This is a genomic window from Saccharothrix syringae, assembly GCF_009498035.1.
GTDB classification, from domain to species: Bacteria; Actinomycetota; Actinomycetes; order Mycobacteriales; family Pseudonocardiaceae; genus Actinosynnema; species Actinosynnema syringae.
The window spans coordinates 8,667,673-8,685,457 of record NZ_CP034550.1 but is presented as its reverse complement, the minus strand read 5'-3'; the positions used below and the strand labels follow the sequence as shown (position 1 = coordinate 8,685,457).

The following is a 17,785-nucleotide window of genomic DNA, read 5'->3' as shown; positions in this document are numbered from 1 at the left end:
GGGTCTTGCCACGCCGAGCGTCAGCGAGGTGTGCGCATGAGCCGCGTGCTGCTGACCCTGGCCGTGCTGGCCGTGTTCGCGCTCTGCCTCTACGGCATGTGGCGCGGCTGGCAGAACCGCAAGCGGCGCCAGGCCGACCTGCCCGAGTTCCCGCAGCCGCCCGCCGACCCGGGCGCCACCGTGCTGGAGACCACCGGCGTCTACGTCGGCACCACCGTCGGGGACGACTGGCAGGACCGGGTCGCGGTCGGCGACGTGGGCCACCGCGCCGAGGCCACCCTGCGCCTCACCGAGCAGGGCGTGCTGGTCGAGCGGACCGGCGCGAGCCCGCTGTGGATCCCGGCGGCGCGGGTGGAGGGCGCCCGCACCGCGCGGGGGCTCGCGGGCAAGGTGATGACCGCGGACGGCCTGCTGGTCGTGCGCTGGCAGCTCGGGGACCGGGTGCTCGACACCGGGTTCCGGGGCGACGACAAGGACGTGTACGAGCAGTGGGTGCGAGCCCTGGGAGGCGACCGATGACCGATGCGGCACTGGTTTTGGAAGACGGCCGGGTGTTCCGCGGCGAGGCATACGGCGCGATCGGCGCGAGCCTGGGCGAGGTGGTGTTCTCCACCGGCATGACCGGCTACCAGGAGACCCTGACCGACCCGTCCTACCACCGCCAGATCGTGGTGCAGACCGCCCCGCAGATCGGCAACACCGGCTGGAACGACGAGGACGACGAGTCGGGCCGCATCTGGGTCGCCGGCTACGTGGTGCGCGACCCGGCGCGGGTGCCGTCCAACTGGCGCTCCCGGCGCGGCCTGGACGAGGAGCTGGTCAGGCAGGGCGTGGTCGGCGTCTCCGGCATCGACACCCGCATGCTGACCCGCCACCTGCGCGAGCGGGGCGCCATGCGCGCCGGCGTGTTCTCCGGCGACGAGCTGGGCACCACCGAGGAGATGCTGGAGCGCGTGCGCACCGCGCCGCAGATGACCGGCGCCGACCTCGCCGGCGACGTGACCACGCCCGAGCCGTACGTGGTCGAGGCGGTCGGCGGGCGGCGGTTCACCGTGGCCGCCCTGGACCTGGGCATCAAGTCCAACACCCCGCGGATGATGGCCGCGCGCGGCATCGAGGTGCACGTGCTGCCGCTGACCTCGACCCTCGACGAGGTGGCCGCGGTCAACCCCGACGGCGTGTTCCTGTCCAACGGCCCGGGCGACCCGGCCACCCAGGCGCACGCGGTCGAGCTGACCCGCGGCGTGCTGGACCGGCGCATCCCGCTGTTCGGCATCTGCTTCGGCAACCAGATCCTCGGCCGCGCCCTGGGCCGGGACACCTACAAGCTGCGCTACGGCCACCGGGGCATCAACATCCCGGTCATCGACGTGGCCACCGGCCGGGTCGCCATCACCGCGCAGAACCACGGGTTCGCGCTGGAGGGCGAGCCGGGGGAGGAGTTCCGCTCCGACTTCGGCCGCGTCCAGCTCAGCCACTACTGCCCCAACGACGGCACGGTCGAGGGCGTGCGCGCGCTCGACGTGCCCGCCTTCAGCGTGCAGTACCACCCCGAAGCGGCGGCCGGTCCGCACGACGCCGCACCGCTGTTCGACGAGTTCGTGACGATGATGGACGAGGGTCGCTGATGCCGAAGAGGACTGATCTCAAGCACGTGCTGGTCATCGGCTCGGGCCCGATCGTCATCGGTCAGGCGTGCGAGTTCGACTACTCCGGCACCCAGGCGTGCCGGGTGCTGCGCGCCGAGGGCCTGCGGGTGTCGCTGGTCAACTCCAACCCCGCGACGATCATGACCGACCCGGAGTTCGCCGACGCCACCTACGTCGAGCCGATCACCCCGGAGTTCGTGGAGAAGGTCATCGCGGCCGAGCGGCCCGACGCCGTGCTGGCCACCCTGGGCGGCCAGACCGCGCTGAACACCGCCATCGCCCTGCACGAGCGGGGCGTGCTGGAGAAGTACGACGTCGAGCTGATCGGCGCCGACGTCGACGCCATCCAGCGCGGCGAGGACCGCCAGATGTTCAAGGACATCGTGCGCAAGATCGGCGCCGACGTGCCGCGCAGCGCGGTGTGCAGGTCCATGGACGAGGTCCGCGAGACCGTCGCCGAGCTGGGCCTGCCGGTGGTCATCCGGCCCTCGTTCACCATGGGCGGCCTCGGCTCCGGCATGGCGCACACCCCCGAGGAGCTGGAGCGGCTGGCCGCCACCGGCCTGGCCGAGTCCCCGGTCACCGAGGTGCTGATCGAGGAGAGCGTGCTCGGCTGGAAGGAGTACGAGCTGGAGCTGATGCGCGACCGCAACGACAACGTGGTCGTGGTCTGCTCCATCGAGAACATCGACCCGATGGGCGTGCACACCGGCGACTCGGTGACCGTCGCGCCGGCGATGACCCTGACCGACCGCGAGTACCAGCACATGCGCGACGTCGGCATCGCGGTCATCCGCGAGGTCGGCGTGGACACCGGCGGCTGCAACATCCAGTTCGCCATCAACCCGCGCGACGGCCGCATGGTCGTCATCGAGATGAACCCGCGCGTGTCGCGGTCCTCGGCGCTGGCGTCCAAGGCGACCGGCTTCCCGATCGCCAAGATCGCCGCCAAGCTCGCCATCGGCTACACCCTCGACGAGATCCGCAACGACATCACCGGCGAGACCCCGGCGTCGTTCGAGCCGACCCTGGACTACGTCGTGGTCAAGGTGCCGCGGTTCGCCTTCGAGAAGTTCCCCGGCGCCGACCGCACCCTCACCACCACCATGAAGTCGGTCGGCGAGGCCATGTCGATCGGCCGCAGCTTCATCGAGGCGCTGGGCAAGGCGCTGCGCTCGATGGAGACCAAGGCCGCCGGGTTCTGGACCGCGCCGGACCCCGACGAGACCGTGGAAGCCACCCTGGAGGCGCTGCGCACCGGCCACGACGGCCGCCTCTACACCCTGGAGCGCGCCCTGCGGCTCGGCGCGACCGTCGAGCAGGTGCACGAGGCGTCGCGCATCGACCCGTGGTTCGTCGAGCAGGTCGCCTGGCTGGTCGACCTGCGCCGGGAGATCGAGGACGCCCCGGTGCTCGACGCGCGGCTGCTGCGCAAGGCCAAGCGGGCGGGCCTGTCCGACCGGCAGGTCGCCGCGCTGCGCCCGGAGCTGGCCGGCGAGGACGGCGTGCGCGCCCTGCGGCACCGGCTGGGCGTGCGGCCGGTCTACAAGACCGTCGACACCTGCGCCGCCGAGTTCGCCGCGCGGACCCCGTACCACTACTCGGCCTACGAGCTCGACCCCGACGCCGAGACCGAGGTCGTCGAGCAGCGCGACAAGCCGAAGGTGCTGATCCTGGGCTCCGGCCCGAACCGCATCGGCCAGGGCATCGAGTTCGACTACTCGTGCGTGCACGCGGCCATGGCGCTGCGCGAGGCCGGGTACGAGACGGTGATGGTCAACTGCAACCCGGAGACCGTCTCCACCGACTACGACACCTCCGACCGGCTCTACTTCGAGCCGCTGACCTTCGAGGACGTGCTGGAGGTCGTGCACTCCGAGCGGCGCTCGGGCACCGTGGCCGGGGTGATCGTGCAGCTCGGCGGCCAGACCCCGCTGGGCCTGGCGCGGCGGCTGGCCGACGCGGGCGTGCCGGTCGTGGGCACCCCGCCGCACGCCATCCACCTCGCCGAGGACCGCGGCGCGTTCGGCCAGGTGCTCACCGACGCGGGCCTGCCCGCCCCGAAGTACGGCACCGCCACCTCGTTCGCGCAGGCCAAGGCCATCGCCGACGAGATCGGCTACCCGGTGCTGGTGCGCCCGTCGTACGTGCTCGGCGGCCGCGGCATGGAGATCGTCTACGACGAGGAGTCGCTGGGCGGCTACATCCAGCGCGCCACCGAGGTCAGCCCCGAGCACCCGGTGCTGGTCGACCGGTTCCTCGACGACGCCATCGAGATCGACGTGGACGCCCTGTTCGACGGCGAGGAGGTCTTCGTCGGCGGCGTGATGGAGCACATCGAGGAGGCCGGCGTGCACTCCGGCGACTCGGCGTGCGCGCTGCCGCCCATCACCCTGGGCGAGACCGACGTGGAGAACGTCCGCCGCTCCACGCTGGCCATCGCCCGCGGCATCGGGGTGCGCGGCCTGATCAACGTCCAGTACGCGCTCAAGGACGACGTGCTCTACGTGCTGGAGGCCAACCCGCGGGCCTCGCGGACCGTGCCGTTCGTGTCCAAGGCGACCGCGGTGCCGCTGGCCAAGGCCGCCGCCCGGGTCATGCTCGGCACCACGATCGCCCAGCTGCGCGCCGAGGGCCTGCTGCCCGCCACCGGCGACGGCGCCGTGCTGCCCCCGCACGCCCCCGTGGCGGTCAAGGAGGCCGTGCTGCCGTTCCACCGGTTCCGCACGCCGGAGGGCAAGGGCGTGGACTCGCTGCTCGGGCCGGAGATGAAGTCCACCGGCGAGGTCATGGGCATCGACGTGTCGTTCGGCACCGCGTTCGCCAAGTCCCAGACCGCCTCCTACGGCTCCCTGCCCACCTCGGGCCGGGTGTTCGTGTCGGTGGCCAACCGGGACAAGCGGGCCATGATCTTCCCGGTCAAGCGGCTCGCCGACCTGGGCTTCGAGGTGCTGGCCACCAGCGGCACGGCCGAGGTGCTGCGCCGCAACGGCATCCCGTGCACGGTGGTCCGCAAGCACTTCGAGGGCGAGCAGAACGTGGTCGACGCGATCCTCGACGGCACCGTGGACCTGATCATCAACACCCCGTACGGCAACAACGGGCCGAGGGTGGACGGCTACGAGATCCGCACCGCGGCGGTGGCCAAGGACATCCCGTGCGTCACCACCATCCAGGGCGCGGCGGCGGCCGTGCACGGCATCGAGGCCGCCATCCGCGGCGACATCGGCGTGCGGCCCCTCCAGGCCCTCCAGGCGGCCCTGCGGGGTGAGCGGTGAGGTTCGGGCAGCGCCTGGCCGCGGCCGTGGCCGAGCACGGGCCGCTGTGCGTCGGCATCGACCCCCACCCCGGCCTGCTGGCGTCCTGGGGCCTGCCCCAGGACGCCTCCGGGCTGGAGCGCTTCGCGCTCACCTGCGTCGAGGCGTTCGGGGGCCGGGTGGCGGTGGTGAAACCGCAGTCGGCGTTCTTCGAGGCGCACGGTTCGAAAGGCGTGGCGGTCCTGGAAAGGGTCATTTCCGACCTCCGGGGCACCGGCACGCTGGTCCTGGTGGACGCCAAGCGCGGCGACATCGGCTCGACCATGGCCGCCTACGCCGCGGCCTACCTCACCGAGGGCTCGCCCCTGGCCGGCGACGCGGTCACCGTGTCGCCGTACCTCGGGTTCGGCTCGCTGCGGCCCGCCCTGGAAGCGGCCGCCGCGAGCGGTCGCGGAATATTCGCACTCGCGTTGACTTCGAATCCCGAGGGATCCTCGGTGCAGCGCGCGACGGGTCCCGACGGGCGCTCGGTGGCGCAGTCGATCGTCGACGAGGCGGCCCGCGCGAACGCCGGCGCCGACCCCCTCGGCGACGTCGGCCTGGTCGTCGGCGCGACCGTCGGCCGGCTCGACCTCGACCTGTCTGACCTGCACGGACCCGTCCTGGCGCCCGGTTTCGGGGCCCAGGGCGGGACGGTCGAGGACCTGCGCGAGCTGTTCGGCGCGGACCTGCGCGGGGTGCTCCCGACGTCCTCCCGGGACGTGCTGCGGCACGGTCCGGGGACCGCATCCCTGCGGTCCGCGGCGGACGCCGTGCGGCGCGCTCTGGAGATGTGATCGCGATCAAATCACGACACGCTTCGCGTGGTCCGCTCACCTGCGCAAACGGTGCCTGGTACGGTCCAGTCCACCGACGGGTCCATCCCCCATCGAGCGCATACCACACACGGCGTGCGCAGGGCGTTACCGGTGGCGGTGATGGACCTGTTGGAGGGTGTTGGTACTACTACCACCCGCCGCACCACACCAGCGCTGAAAGATTCACCTGACTGGGACCCACGTTGTACCCAGGCAATTGCGCTCGGTACGGTCGCGGCACCGATCCAGAATTGAAATTCCCACACCACGGAGGAAATCGTGGCCCTTCCCCAGCTTACCGAGGAGCAGCGGGCCGCAGCGCTGGAGAAGGCTGCTGCCGCTCGTCGCGCTCGGGCTGAGCTCAAGGAGCGCCTCAAGCGTGGCGGCACGACCCTGACGGACGTGCTGAAGGCCGCCGAGAGCGACGAGGTCCTTGGCAAGATGAAGGTGTCCGCGCTGCTCGAAGCCCTTCCGGGCGTCGGCAAGGTTCGCGCGCAGCAGATCATGGAGCGCCTGGAGATCGCGCCGAGCCGTCGGCTGCGCGGCCTCGGTGAGCGGCAGCGCAAGGCGCTGCTCACCGAGTTCAGCGGCGAGTGAGTGATGGCACCGGGGCGGGGGAGGGCGTGCGCGCCCGCCCCCGCCTCACCGTCCTGTCCGGGCCCTCGGGCGTCGGCAAGTCCAGCGTGCTCGCCGAGCTGCGCCGCAGGGGACCGGACATCCACTTCAGCGTCTCGGTGACCACCCGCAGGCCGAGGCCGGGCGAGGTCGACGGGGTGCACTACCACTTCGTCGACGCGGCGGAGTTCCGCCGCATGGTCGACGACGGCGAGCTGCTGGAGCACGCCGAGTTCGCGGGCAACTGCTACGGCACGCCCAGGGCGCCGGTCGAGCGCGCGCTGGCGTCCGGCAAGCCGTCCCTGCTGGAGATCGAGCTGCAGGGCGCGCGCCAGGTCCGGGCCGCGATGCCCGGGGCCCGGCTGGTCATGCTGGCCCCGCCCTCGTGGGACGACCTGGTCGGCAGGCTGACCGGCCGCGGCACCGAGGACCCCGCCGTGGTGGCCCGCCGGCTGGAGATCGCCCGCGAGGAGCTGGCGGCCGAACCCGAGTTCGACGACGTCGTGGTGAACCACGACGTCGGGTCCGCCGCCACGAGCTTGCTAAACTTGGTGGTCGGCCCTGTGCCCGGCACGCCCTGACGCGTGCGCGGCAGGCGCGGGACGACCCCGAACGCACACCAACCGCAGGAGCGTTGACGAGTGACCACGCACACCGAGCTGGGCCCGCTGTCGGGTTCCCCGGAGGGCATCACCAACCCGCCGATCGACGACCTGCTGGAGCAGGTCAGCTCGAAGTACGCGCTGGTGATCTACGCGGCCAAGCGGGCGCGCCAGATCAACGACTACTACGCCCAGCTCGGCGAGGGCCTGCTGGAGTACGTCGGCCCGCTGGTCGAGCCGGGCCCGCGCGAGAAGCCGCTGTCGATCGCGCTCCGGGAGATCCACGCGGGTCTCCTCGAGCACACCGAGGGCGAGTGACCGAGGCCGCCGAGGCCCCCGACCGCCCCCGGGTCGTCCTCGGGGTGGGTGGGGGCATCGCCGCCTACAAGGCGTGCGAGGTGCTGCGCCGGCTCACCGAGTCCGGCCACTCCGTGCGCGTCGTGCCCACCGACGGGGCGTTGAAGTTCGTCGGCGCGGCCACCTTCGAGGCGCTGTCCGGCCAGCCGGTGCGGGCCGGGGTGTTCGAGGACGTCCCGTCGGTGCCGCACGTGAAGCTGGGGCAGACCGCCGACCTGGTCGTCGTGGCGCCCGCCACGGCCAACCTGATCGCCAAGGCCGCCCACGGCCTGGCCGACGACCTGCTCACCAACACGCTGCTGACCGCGCGCTGCCCGGTCCTGCTCGTGCCCGCGATGCACACCGAGATGTGGGAGCACCCGGCCACCCGGGCCAACGTGGCGCTGCTGCGCTCGCGCGGCGTCGTGGTGGCCGAGCCCGCCAGCGGGCGGCTGACCGGCCGCGACACCGGCAAGGGCCGGCTGCCCGAGCCCGCCGAGATCGTCGACCTGGCCCGGCTGCTGCTCGCCGCGCCCGACGCGCTGCCGCGCGACCTGGAGGGCCTGCACGTCGCCGTGTCCGCGGGCGGCACCCGCGAACCGCTCGACCCGGTGCGCTACCTGGGCAACCGCTCGTCCGGCAGGCAGGGCTGGGCCCTGGCCCGGGTCGCCGCCCAGCGCGGCGCGCGCGTGACGCTCGTCGCCGCGCACACCGCGGACCTGGCCACGCCCGCCGGGGTGGACCTGGTGCGGGTCGGGTCGGCCGAGCAGCTGCGCGTCGCCATGCACGAGGTGGCGGCGTCGGCGGACGTGGTGGTGATGGCCGCGGCCGTGGCGGACTTCCGGCCGGTGGCCACCGCCGGGCACAAGATCAAGAAGACGGATCGGGACCCCGAACCCGTCGCGCTCACCCGCAACGCCGACATCCTCGCCGAGCTGGTCACCGCCCGGCGGTCCGGCCAGGTGGTGGTCGGTTTCGCCGCCGAGACCGGTGACGAGGGCGCCGACGTGCTGGAGTACGGTCGCGCCAAGCTCAAGCGCAAGGGCTGCGACTGGCTGGTGGTCAACGCCGTCGGCGACGGCAAGGCGTTCGAGGTCGAGGACAACTCCGGCTGGCTGCTCTCCGCCGACGGCACCGAGACCCCCGTGCCGCACGGCTCGAAGGCACAACTGGCGTCCGCTGTGTGGGACGCCATTTCCTCCTCGCTGAAAGGCCGGGGGACCAGCGGCGACGCTGGGTAAACTCGGCCCGTTCGCAGGTCTTGACTAGGTAGGGAGTGTCGTGAGCCAGCACACCAGCAGGCTGTTCACCAGCGAGTCGGTGACCGAGGGGCACCCCGACAAGATCTGCGACGCGATCAGCGACTCGATCCTGGACGCGCTGCTGGCCAAGGACCCGCGCTCGCGCGTGGCGGTGGAGACGCTGGTCACCACCGGCCAGGTCCACGTCGCCGGCGAGGTGACCACCGAGGCGTACGCCGACATCCCCTCGATCGTGCGGGACAAGATCCTGGAGATCGGCTACGACTCGTCGGCCAAGGGCTTCGACGGCCACTCGTGCGGCGTGAACGTGGCCATCGGCGCGCAGTCCCCCGACATCGCGCAGGGCGTGGACAGCGCCCTGGAGGAGCGGGTCGAGGGCGCCGCCGACGACATCGACAAGCAGGGCGCGGGCGACCAGGGCCTGATGTTCGGCTACGCGTGCACCGACACCCCCGAGCTGATGCCGCTGCCGATCGCCCTGGCCCACCGCCTGGCGCGGCGGCTGACCGCGGTGCGCAAGGACGGCACCGTGCCCTACCTGCGGCCGGACGGCAAGACCCAGGTGACCATCGAGTACGCGGGCGACCAGCCGGTGCGCCTGGACACCGTGGTGGTGTCCAGCCAGCACGCCGACGGCATCGACCTGGAGAAGCTGCTGGGCGTGGACGTCCGGGAGCACGTGGTGACCCCCGAGGTCGAGGGGCTGAACCTGGACACCTCCGACTTCCGGCTGCTGGTCAACCCGACCGGCCGGTTCGTCATCGGCGGCCCGATGGGCGACGCCGGCCTGACCGGTCGCAAGATCATCGTGGACACCTACGGCGGCATGGCGCGGCACGGCGGTGGCGCGTTCTCCGGCAAGGACCCGTCGAAGGTGGACCGGTCGGCCGCGTACGCGATGCGCTGGGTGGCGAAGAACGCGGTCGCCGCGGGCCTGGCCACGCGGATCGAGGTCCAGGTGGCCTACGCGATCGGCAAGGCCGCGCCGGTGGGCCTGTTCGTGGAGACCTTCGGCACCGAGACGGTGGACCCGCAGAAGATCCAGCAGGCCATCACCGAGGTGTTCGACCTGCGCCCGGCCGCCATCATCCGCGACCTGGACCTGCTGCGCCCGATCTACGCGCCGACCGCCGCCTACGGCCACTTCGGCCGCACCGACGTCGAGCTGCCGTGGGAGAACACGGACCGCGCGGTGGACCTGCGCTCCGCCGCGGGCGCCTGATCGAATATTCGGTTTCAGCGAGGCTCCGGCCGTGTGCCGGGGCCTCGTTCTTCTCCGGTCGTGTTCAGTCGTGCTCGGTCTGCTCGGTCGTGCCGCCGAGCACCTCGGGTAGCGTGCGGCCGTGCCCGGTGCCCGCCCGGCACGGCCGGTTCGCGGGCCGCGTCCTCGTCGCGGGACAGGTCGCCGGCGCCAATGCCGATCCAGGCGGGTGCCGGCAGTTCCGGCGACGCCCCGCCGCCCGCCCCGGGACCGGGTGTGCCGACGACCGCGGTCTCGCCCTGGACCGCCGGCGGGTACATCGACTCGCAGGTGCTCGACCTCACCCTCCACGACCCGCTTCCTGAAGCGCCAGCTGGGCGTGCCCACGCCGGAGATCGGCGGGTGGCGACGCACCGCGTGCGGCGATCCGATTCCGGCGTTCGACTTCGACCGGCGGCTGCGCACGCCAGTGCTCGCCCAGCCGGGCCCAGTGCCACCGGCCTCGCCGCGCCAGTGGCCCGAACCGCCCGCGGACCAGCGGATGCCGGTGCGAGGGGTGGCACATGGCCCGCCCGGCCGCTGCTCCACCAGCCGCGTCCGGCCACGCGGTGGGCGACCCGGTGCGGTTGTCGCCGGGCAACGCCGGTGCGTGAGCGTCCGGCGCGTCCCACCGGTTCACGCTGATCGGGCCCATTTGGTTCCGGCGCGAGTTCGCCGGGGCGCGCGGGGAGTTCGATGTCACCGGAGTCGTCGGTGCACGACCACAGCCCTGTGGTGAACACGACACCGGCCGCCTTGGCTGTCCCGGCCCGCCCGGCCCGCCCGGCCCGCCCGGCCGCCCCGCCTGCCCTGCCCGCCCGCCGTCCTGCCCGGCCGTCCTGCCCGGCCGTCCTGCCCTGCCGCCCCGCCTGCCCGCCCCGCCCCGCCTGCCCGCCCCGCCCCGCCTGCCCGGCCGTCCTGCCCGGCCGCCCCGCCTGCCCGCCCCGCCCGACCGCCTGCCTGCCCGGCCGTCCTGCCCAGCCGTCCTGCCCTGCCCGCCCCGCCCCGCCTGCCCGGCCCGCCTGCCTGCCTGCCTGCCCGGCCGTCCTGCCCGGCTGCCTTGCCTGCCTGGCCACCCCGCCCGCCCAGCCGCCCTGTCCGCCCCGGCTGCCTTGCCGCGCCGTTCGCGCCGTCCGCGCCATCCGCAGTGGTCGCGCCATTCGTGGTGGTCGTGGAACGGACGCGACAGTTGATCACCCGATAGATACCTTGCCTCCATCGAACACCTGTTCGATACTTGACCCATGACCACGAACAACCCCTCGAACAGCCCTTCCCCGGCAGCCCGCTCCGACCGCGCCCGACCACCACTGCCCGAACGCGGTCGTGACGGACCTGTCGGAGCCACCCGGGGCGCGAGTGTCCACCGCCGTCTCTGGTAGACCTCCCTCCGTGGCGGGCAAGGCTGGTACCAGGCGCGGGGAGCGGGTCCCCGCCGCCTCGCTGCCGGTTGCCCGCGTGTGCGTCGACGTGCCGCTGGCCCACCTCGACCGACCGTTCGACTACCAGGTGTCCACCGAGCAGGACGCGGACGCGGTGCCCGGCTGCCGGGTCCGGGTGCGGTTCGCGGGGCAGTTGGTGGACGGCTACCTGCTGGAGCGGGCGGAGTCGTCGGAGTACGGCCGGAAGCTCACGTTCCTGGACCGGGTGGTCTCGCCCGAGCCCGTGCTGTCGCCCGAGGTGGCGGAGCTGGCGCGGGCGGTGGCCGACCGGTACGCGGGGTCGTTGATCGACGTGCTGCGCATGGCGATCCCGCCCCGGCACGCGCGGGTGGAGGCCAAGCCGTCACCGGAACCGGCGCCGGTCCCGGTGGCACCGTCGGACGAGGGCTGGGCGCGGTACCCGCTCGGCCCCCGGCTGCTCGACGCACTGCGCTCCGGCCGGGCCGCCCGGGCGGTGTGGCAGGCGCTGCCCGCCGAGGACTGGCCGGCGCGGCTGGCCGAGGCGGTGGCGTCGGTCGCGAGCACCGGCAAGGGCGCGCTGGTGGTCGTGCCGGACCACCGCGACCTGGCCCGGCTGCACGAGGCGTGCGCGGCGCTCGTGGGCGAGGCGGGCGTGGTGACGCTGTCGGCCGACCTCGGGCCGTCCGAGCGGTACAAGCGGTGGCTGGCGGTGCGGCGGGGCTCGGTGCGGGTGGTGCTCGGCACGCGCGGGGCGTCGTTCGCGCCGGTGCACGACCTGGGCCTGGTCGCGGTGTGGGACGACGGCGACGACCTGCACGCCGAGCCCAGGATGCCGTACCCGAACGTGCGCGACGTGCTGGTGCAGCGCTCGCACCTGACCGGTGCCTCGTTCCTCGTCGGCGGTTTCGCGCGGACCGCCGAGGCCCAGCTGCTGGTGGACAGCGGGTGGGCGCACGAGGTGGTGGCGGCCCGCGACACGCTGCGCTCGGTGGCGCCGCGCGTGGCGGCCGTCGGCGACAACGACTGGCAGGAGGTGAAGGACCCGGCGGCGAGGTCGGCGCGGCTGCCGTCCATCGCGTTCGACGCGGCGCGCGCCGCGCTGTCGGCCGACACCCCGGTCCTGATCCAGGTGCCGCGCCGGGGTTACGTGCCCGCGCTGGCGTGCGGCCAGTGCCGGGCTCCGGCCCGCTGCCGCCGCTGCGCCGGGCCCCTGGCCCTGCCGGGCGGCACCCAGGACGGCGCGCCGCGACCGGCGTACTGCCGCTGGTGCGGTGCCACGGAGGCGGCGTACCGCTGCCCGAACTGCGGCTCGCGCCGGCTGCGCGGCCAGGTGATCGGCGCCCGCCGGACGGCCGAGGAGCTGGGCCGGGCGTTCAGCGGCGTCCCGGTCCGCACCTCGGGCGGCGACGACGTGCTGTCCACCGTCCCCGGCGGCCGGTCGTTGGTGGTGGCCACCCCCGGCGCCGAACCGGTCGCAGCCGGCGGCTACGGCGCCGCCCTGCTCCTGGACGGCTGGGCCCTGCTGGGCCGCGCCGACCTGCGCGCCTCCGAAGAGGCCCTGCGCCGCTGGATGACCGCCGCCGCCCTGGTGCGGGAGGCGGGCCGGGTGGTCGTGATCGCCGACTCGTCCCTGGCCCCGGTCCAGGCCCTGGTCCGCTGGGACCCGGTGTGGCACGCCAGGCAGGAGCTGGCGGCCAGGCAGGAACTGGGCTTCCCCCCGGCCGTGCGCATGGCCACGGTGGACGGCTCGCGCGATGCGCTGGCCACCGTCCTGGACGACCTGCACCTGCCCCCGAGCGGCGAGGTCCTGGGCCCGGTCCCCCTGGACGAGGACCGCGAACGGGCCCTGGTCCGCGTGGCCAGGACGGAAGGCCGCGCCCTGGCCGCGATCCTCAGCGAGGTCCAGTCGGTCCGCAGCGCGCGCAAGGAACCCGAGGCGGTCAGGGTAAAACTCGACCCGCTCGAAGTCCTCTGACACTCCGCCCTGCCCTGCTCTGCCTGCCTGCCCTGCTCAGCCTGCCCTGCTCAGCCTGCCCTGCTCAGCCTGCCCAGCCCAGCCTGCCCAGCCTGCCCAGCCTGCCCAGCCCAGCCTGCCCAGCCCAGCCAGCCCAGCCCAGCCCGCCCGGCCCCACTCGGCCCGGCCCGGCGCGACCCCGCCCGGCCCGGCCCTACACGCCCCGACCACAGCGCCCAGCCCCCGAACTCCCTACCAGTCCTGTCAGACCGAAGTTCCCGCCCGAACAGAAATCCGGCGGCTCCGACCACCAACCGCCACCCACCAACCGCCACCAACCGGCCAGCCCCCGAACCACAGGCACCACCGCCGGCACCCGGCCGACACCTCGCCCCCAGCCCCGCCCCGACCCCGCCGCCGCGACCGCCCCCACCCCTCGGTACCGATTCAGCCAGCCCCGACCGCGCGGATCGCCCAGTAGTGACCGTCCGATCGGGAGGTTCAGGTTTCCCCCGGCTAGGAGTAGAAGAGAACGATGCTCCGGTCGACTGTCGCCAGCGCCCTCGCATCCCTCCTCCTCGTCCCACTCCTGCCCGCCACCGCGAACGCCACCGCGAACGCCACCGCCGAGGCGCCCCGCGTGCCCGAAGCCGTCGGCAGCGGCGGGGTGGTGGCCAGCGTCGACCCCGACGCCTCGCAGATCGGCGTCGACATCCTGCGCCGAGGCGGGAACGCGGTGGACGCCGCGGTCGCCGTCGCCGCCGCGCTGGGGGTCACCGACCCGTTCTCCGCGGGCATCGGCGGCGGCGGGTTCTTCGTCCACTACGACGCCCGCACCCATCAGATCTCCACTGTGGACGGTCGGGAGACCGCGCCCGCCGCGGCCGACGCGGACCTGTTCGTGGAGAACGGCGCGGCGATCCCGTTCGCGGAGGCCGTCACCAGCGGGTTGTCGGTCGGGGTCCCGGGCACGCCGAAGACCTGGGAGCAGGCGCTGCGGCGGTGGGGCACCTTCTCCCTGGACCGCGTCGTCAAGCCGGCCGAGGACCTCGCCCGGCGCGGCTTCACCGTCGACGCCACCTTCAACCGCCAGGTCACCGAGAACGCCGCCCGGTTCGCCGACTTCACCTCGACCCGCGCGCTGTACCTGCCCGACGGCACCCCGCCCGCGATCGGCAGCACGTTCCGCAACCCCGACCTTGCCGACACCTACCGCGAGCTGCGCCGGAAGGGCATCGACGAGTTCTACCGCGGCGCCGTCGCCCAGGACCTGGTCAAGGCCGTCCGGCAGCCACCGGTCGTCGCCGGCGCCACCCGCGTGGTCCGCCCCGGCGAGATGACCGCCGCCGACCTGCGCGGCTACACCGCCGAGCGCCGCGAGCCCACCCGCGTCCGCTACCGCGGCCTCGACATCTACGGCATGGCCCCGCCCTCGTCCGGCGGCACCACGGTCGGCGAGGCGCTCAACGTCCTGGAGACCACCGACCTCGCCGGCGAGACGCCCACCCAGTACCTGCACCGGTTCCTGGAGGCGAGCCGCCTGTCCTTCGCCGACCGCAACCGCTGGGTGGGCGACCCGGCGCAGAACGACGTGCCGACCCGCGAGCTGCTGTCGCAGCGCTTCGCCGACAGCCGCGCGTGCCTCATCGACCCGAACAAGGCCCTGACCAGCCCCGTCGCCCCGGGTGACCCGCGCAACCCGACCCCGTGCGCGACCGCGGGCGAACCCGCCGCCACCCCGTACGAGGGCACGGACACCACCCACATCACCGTCGCCGACCGCTGGGGCAACGTCGTCGCCTACACGCTGACCATCGAGCAGGAGGGCGGCAGCGGCATCGTCGTCCCCGGCCGCGGCTTCCTGCTCAACAACGAGCTGACGGACTTCTCGTTCACCCCGGTCACCCCGGGCGTCCCCGACCCGAACCTCCCCGGTCCCGCCAAGCGCCCGCGCTCGTCGATGACGCCGACCATCGTCCTGGACCACGGCAAGCCGGTCCTGGCCCTCGGTTCCCCCGGCGGCGCGAGCATCATCACCACGGTCCTGCACGTGCTCACCCAGCGCCTGGACCGCGACGTGCCCCTCGTCCAGGCCATCGCCGCCCCGCGGGCCTCCCAGCGCAACACCGCGAGCACCCAGGCCGAACCCGCGTTCCTGGCCACCCCGGAGGCAGCGGCCCTGCAAGCCCTGGGCCACCGCTTCACCCAGACCACCGACATCGGCGCCGTGACCGCGGTCGAACGCCTCCCCGACGGCCGCTGGCGCGCCGCGGCCGAGACCAGCAGGCGAGGAGGAGGCGCGGCCCGCGCCGTCTGGCCGTCCCGCTGACCCGACGGGCACCACACCAGGCCGGCACCGCACCGCGCCGGCACCGCACCACCGCCCGCCATCCACCTCGCCCACGCCCCATCCACGACCTGCCCACCCACGACCCGCTCAACCACCCGCCCCGCCCGCAGGGGAGCCGATGCTCACCTCGCGGGCGGGGCGGGTTCGAACCGGCCCCACCAGACCCCCCGATCCAGGTGGACCCGGTCCAGCCAACGCGCCCCCAGTCAGAACGCGCCCCCAGTCAGAACGCGCCCCCAGTCAGCGCCTCCCCCAGTCAGCGCTTCCCCCGGTCAGCGCGCCCCCAGCCAGCAGCGCCCCCAGCCAGCAGCGCCCCCGGTCAGCAGCGCCCCGGCCAGCAGCGCACCCCCAGCGCACCCCGACCAGCACCCCCTAGTCAGCGCCCTCCCAGCCAACGCCCCCCTCACCCAAGCTGGTCCTGGTAGACCACCTCTCCCCGGTGGTCGCGCACCCGCACCCGGAACCCCGAGTCCGGCGCGCCCCCCACCACCGGCTGCCCACCGATCCACACCGCGAACGTGCCCGCCACCACCGACACCTGACCGCCCACCCCCCGCGAGTCGGCCACCTCCAGCGCCCCCACCCGCGCCTGGTCGACCGTCCCCGCCAGCACGACGTACCCCCCGTCGGGCTGGGCGAGGACCGTCCCGTCAACGCGGTACCTGAACGAGAACGGCAGCAGGACGGTCCCGGGCCGGTTGGCCGGGTGCACCGCGACGGCCTGGTCGTCCGCCACCTGGCAGTACACGACCTCCTCGCCGCCGCGCAGCAGCAGCACCCGGTGGGCGGCCGGCCCGACGTCCGCGCCGGGCAGCCACCGCCCCGGGTCGCCGACCCAGGTCGCGCCGTCCTGCAACGCCCGGTCCAGGCACCGCGCCACCACGGCGTCCCCCGGCGGCAGGTGCTCGACCGAGTCGGACCACTCCGCCCCCGGCAGCCGGTCCAGGTCCGCCTCCACCCGCACCGCCTGCCCGTTCGCGGTGAAGTCGAACGCCACCCGCGCCGGTCCCGGGGCCAGCACGAACAGCTCCGCGGCGCGCGGGTCGGCCGTCGGCGCGTCGGCTCCCGGGGGAACCGCCCCGGCCGGCGTCCGCCCCACCAGCACGCCCGTGGGCGACCGCCACAGCGCGAGCACCCCCTGCCCCAGCTCCACCGCCTCCACCCCGGGCCGGTTGTGGCTCACCCGCGTGTAGGTGAGCTCGCAGAACCGGTCACCGCCGGCCACGACGAGCCGGCGGCCGTTCAGCGTGAAGGTGGACCACACGTCCACCACCGCGAACCCGCACCGGTCGGCGTCCTCCGGCCGGTTGTCGGTGCGGGCGGCGAGTCTGCCGCCCGACCGAAAGGTGGGCGCCCCGCTCGGCGGCCCCACGGACGAGCTGTCGCCCGCGTGCGACGACCGGAGGGCGACGAACAGGCCGCCCGCGACGAGCACCCCCGCCACGGCCGCGGCGGCCAGGGGCAGGACCAGGTGCTCGCCCACCTCGGACAACCGGTGGCGCGCGCGTCCGCCCACCCCGAGCACCCGGCGCCGCATCCGGTCGCGCACCTGCGGCGGCAGCGGCCGGCGCGGTGGCAGTTCCAGTGTCATCGTCCCTCCTCCGCGGCGCGCAGCCGGGCCCTGGCCCGGGAGATCCGCGAACGCACGCTCACCTCGGCGACCCCCAGCACCTCCGCGGCCTCGGCGGTGGACAGCTCGCCCAGCAGGCACAGCTCCACCGCCTCCCGCTCGGCCCTGGGCAGTCGGGCCACCACGTCCAGGACCCGCCGCAGCGCGCGGTCGTCGTCCACGGACGCGATGACGCTCTCGGCGTGGTCGGGCACCACCTCGGGGTCGGACGCCCGCTGCAACGCCCGCCGGAACCGACCCGCCCGCCGGAACTCGGTGCGCGCCAGGTTCCCCGCCACCGCGTACAGCCAGGGCAGGGCGCTGTCGCGGACCAGCGTCACCTCGGCCCGCCGCCGCCACGCGGCCAGGAACGTGGCCGAGGTCAGGTCCTCGGCCAGCGACCACGAGGCGGTCAGCCGGTAGGCGTGGTTCCACACCGCCTCGGCGTGCCGGTCGAACAGCGCGGCGAAGGCGGCCCGGTCCCCGCGCCGCCACAGGTCCGCATCGGTGCCGGGTAACGGCGGCGCCCCCGGCCGGTTCGTCGACGCACCGATCATGTCTGTAGGTAGCCGAACCGGCCGGGGCGTTGCACCCGAACTTCCCCCGAGGCCCGCCGCACCCGGCGAAAGCGGGGGCGCCCGCTCCGAAGAA

The 17,785-nt window shown here is 74.2% G+C and carries 13 protein-coding genes; 11 read left to right on the top strand and 2 right to left on the bottom strand.

Annotated features, from left to right (window positions below; genetic code table 11):
- Positions 1 to 36: 36 nt before the first annotated feature.
- The 11 genes from EKG83_RS36005 (at position 37) to ggt (ending at position 15,504) form a co-directional block, all read left to right on the top strand.
- Positions 37 to 519: a PH-like domain-containing protein gene (locus EKG83_RS36005; RefSeq protein WP_033427836.1), complete on the top strand. Its 483-nt coding sequence runs from the start codon at positions 37 to 39 to the stop codon at positions 517 to 519.
- Entirely contained in the window at positions 516 to 1,628 is a 1,113-nt protein-coding gene (gene carA, locus EKG83_RS36000) for a glutamine-hydrolyzing carbamoyl-phosphate synthase small subunit (RefSeq protein WP_033427835.1), read from the top strand. Before EKG83_RS36005 ends, carA begins: the two co-directional genes overlap by 4 nt.
- The gene (gene carB, locus EKG83_RS35995) at positions 1,628 to 4,927 is read left to right on the top strand and encodes a carbamoyl-phosphate synthase large subunit (RefSeq protein WP_033427834.1); all 3,300 of its coding nucleotides are present in this window, start codon (positions 1,628 to 1,630) and stop codon (positions 4,925 to 4,927) included. The genes carA and carB overlap by 1 nt, the downstream gene beginning before the upstream one ends.
- Positions 4,924 to 5,742 (top strand): orotidine-5'-phosphate decarboxylase, encoded by an 819-nt coding sequence (gene pyrF, locus EKG83_RS35990; RefSeq protein ID WP_033427833.1) that lies wholly within the window; start codon positions 4,924 to 4,926, stop codon positions 5,740 to 5,742. The genes carB and pyrF overlap by 4 nt, the downstream gene beginning before the upstream one ends.
- Before the next feature lie 300 nt (positions 5,743 to 6,042).
- A complete protein-coding gene (gene mihF / locus EKG83_RS35985; RefSeq protein WP_033427832.1) occupies positions 6,043 to 6,360 on the top strand; it encodes an integration host factor, actinobacterial type in 318 nt (105 codons plus the stop codon).
- Positions 6,357 to 6,959, top strand: a complete 603-nt coding sequence (gene gmk, locus EKG83_RS35980) for a guanylate kinase (RefSeq protein ID WP_033427831.1) — start codon at positions 6,357 to 6,359, stop codon at positions 6,957 to 6,959. The genes mihF and gmk overlap by 4 nt, the downstream gene beginning before the upstream one ends.
- A 60-nt stretch (positions 6,960 to 7,019) precedes the next feature.
- Positions 7,020 to 7,298, top strand: coding sequence for a DNA-directed RNA polymerase subunit omega (gene rpoZ / locus EKG83_RS35975; protein WP_015103666.1), 279 nt, complete (start codon positions 7,020 to 7,022; stop codon positions 7,296 to 7,298).
- Complete coding sequence (coaBC, locus tag EKG83_RS35970) at positions 7,295 to 8,557, top strand: bifunctional phosphopantothenoylcysteine decarboxylase/phosphopantothenate--cysteine ligase CoaBC (RefSeq protein WP_033427830.1); 1,263 nt, start codon at positions 7,295 to 7,297, stop codon at positions 8,555 to 8,557. Before rpoZ ends, coaBC begins: the two co-directional genes overlap by 4 nt.
- A 40-nt stretch (positions 8,558 to 8,597) precedes the next feature.
- Positions 8,598 to 9,800, top strand: coding sequence for a methionine adenosyltransferase (metK, locus tag EKG83_RS35965; RefSeq protein ID WP_033427829.1), 1,203 nt, complete (start codon positions 8,598 to 8,600; stop codon positions 9,798 to 9,800).
- A gap of 1,410 nt (positions 9,801 to 11,210) precedes the next feature.
- Complete coding sequence (locus EKG83_RS35960; RefSeq protein ID WP_153278669.1) at positions 11,211 to 13,196, top strand: primosomal protein N'; 1,986 nt, start codon at positions 11,211 to 11,213, stop codon at positions 13,194 to 13,196.
- 514 nt (positions 13,197 to 13,710) lie between these two features.
- Positions 13,711 to 15,504 (top strand): gamma-glutamyltransferase, encoded by a 1,794-nt coding sequence (gene ggt / locus EKG83_RS35955; protein ID WP_033432530.1) that lies wholly within the window; start codon positions 13,711 to 13,713, stop codon positions 15,502 to 15,504.
- A gap of 424 nt (positions 15,505 to 15,928) precedes the next feature.
- Here ggt and EKG83_RS35950 read toward each other — a convergent pair whose 3' ends face one another.
- Entirely contained in the window at positions 15,929 to 17,116 is a 1,188-nt protein-coding gene (locus EKG83_RS35950) for a hypothetical protein (protein ID WP_033432529.1), read from the bottom strand.
- Complete coding sequence (locus EKG83_RS35945; protein ID WP_051766273.1) at positions 17,113 to 17,691, bottom strand: RNA polymerase sigma factor; 579 nt, start codon at positions 17,689 to 17,691, stop codon at positions 17,113 to 17,115. Before EKG83_RS35945 ends, EKG83_RS35950 begins: the two co-directional genes overlap by 4 nt.
- Positions 17,692 to 17,785: the final 94 nt, after the last annotated feature.

Bases quoted from the DNA above. Each gene is read 5' to 3' on its own strand.
- ggt (WP_033432530.1), top strand. From the start codon at position 13,711: ATGCTCCGGTCGACTGTCGCCAGCGCCCTCGCATCCCTCCTCCTCGTC.
- carA (WP_033427835.1), top strand. From the start codon at position 516: ATGACCGATGCGGCACTGGTTTTGGAAGACGGCCGGGTGTTCCGCGGC.
- EKG83_RS35950 (WP_033432529.1), bottom strand. From the start codon at position 17,116: ATGACACTGGAACTGCCACCGCGCCGGCCGCTGCCGCCGCAGGTGCGC.
- EKG83_RS36005 (WP_033427836.1), top strand. From the start codon at position 37: ATGAGCCGCGTGCTGCTGACCCTGGCCGTGCTGGCCGTGTTCGCGCTC.
- carB (WP_033427834.1), top strand. From the start codon at position 1,628: ATGCCGAAGAGGACTGATCTCAAGCACGTGCTGGTCATCGGCTCGGGC.
- EKG83_RS35945 (WP_051766273.1), bottom strand. From the start codon at position 17,691: ATGATCGGTGCGTCGACGAACCGGCCGGGGGCGCCGCCGTTACCCGGC.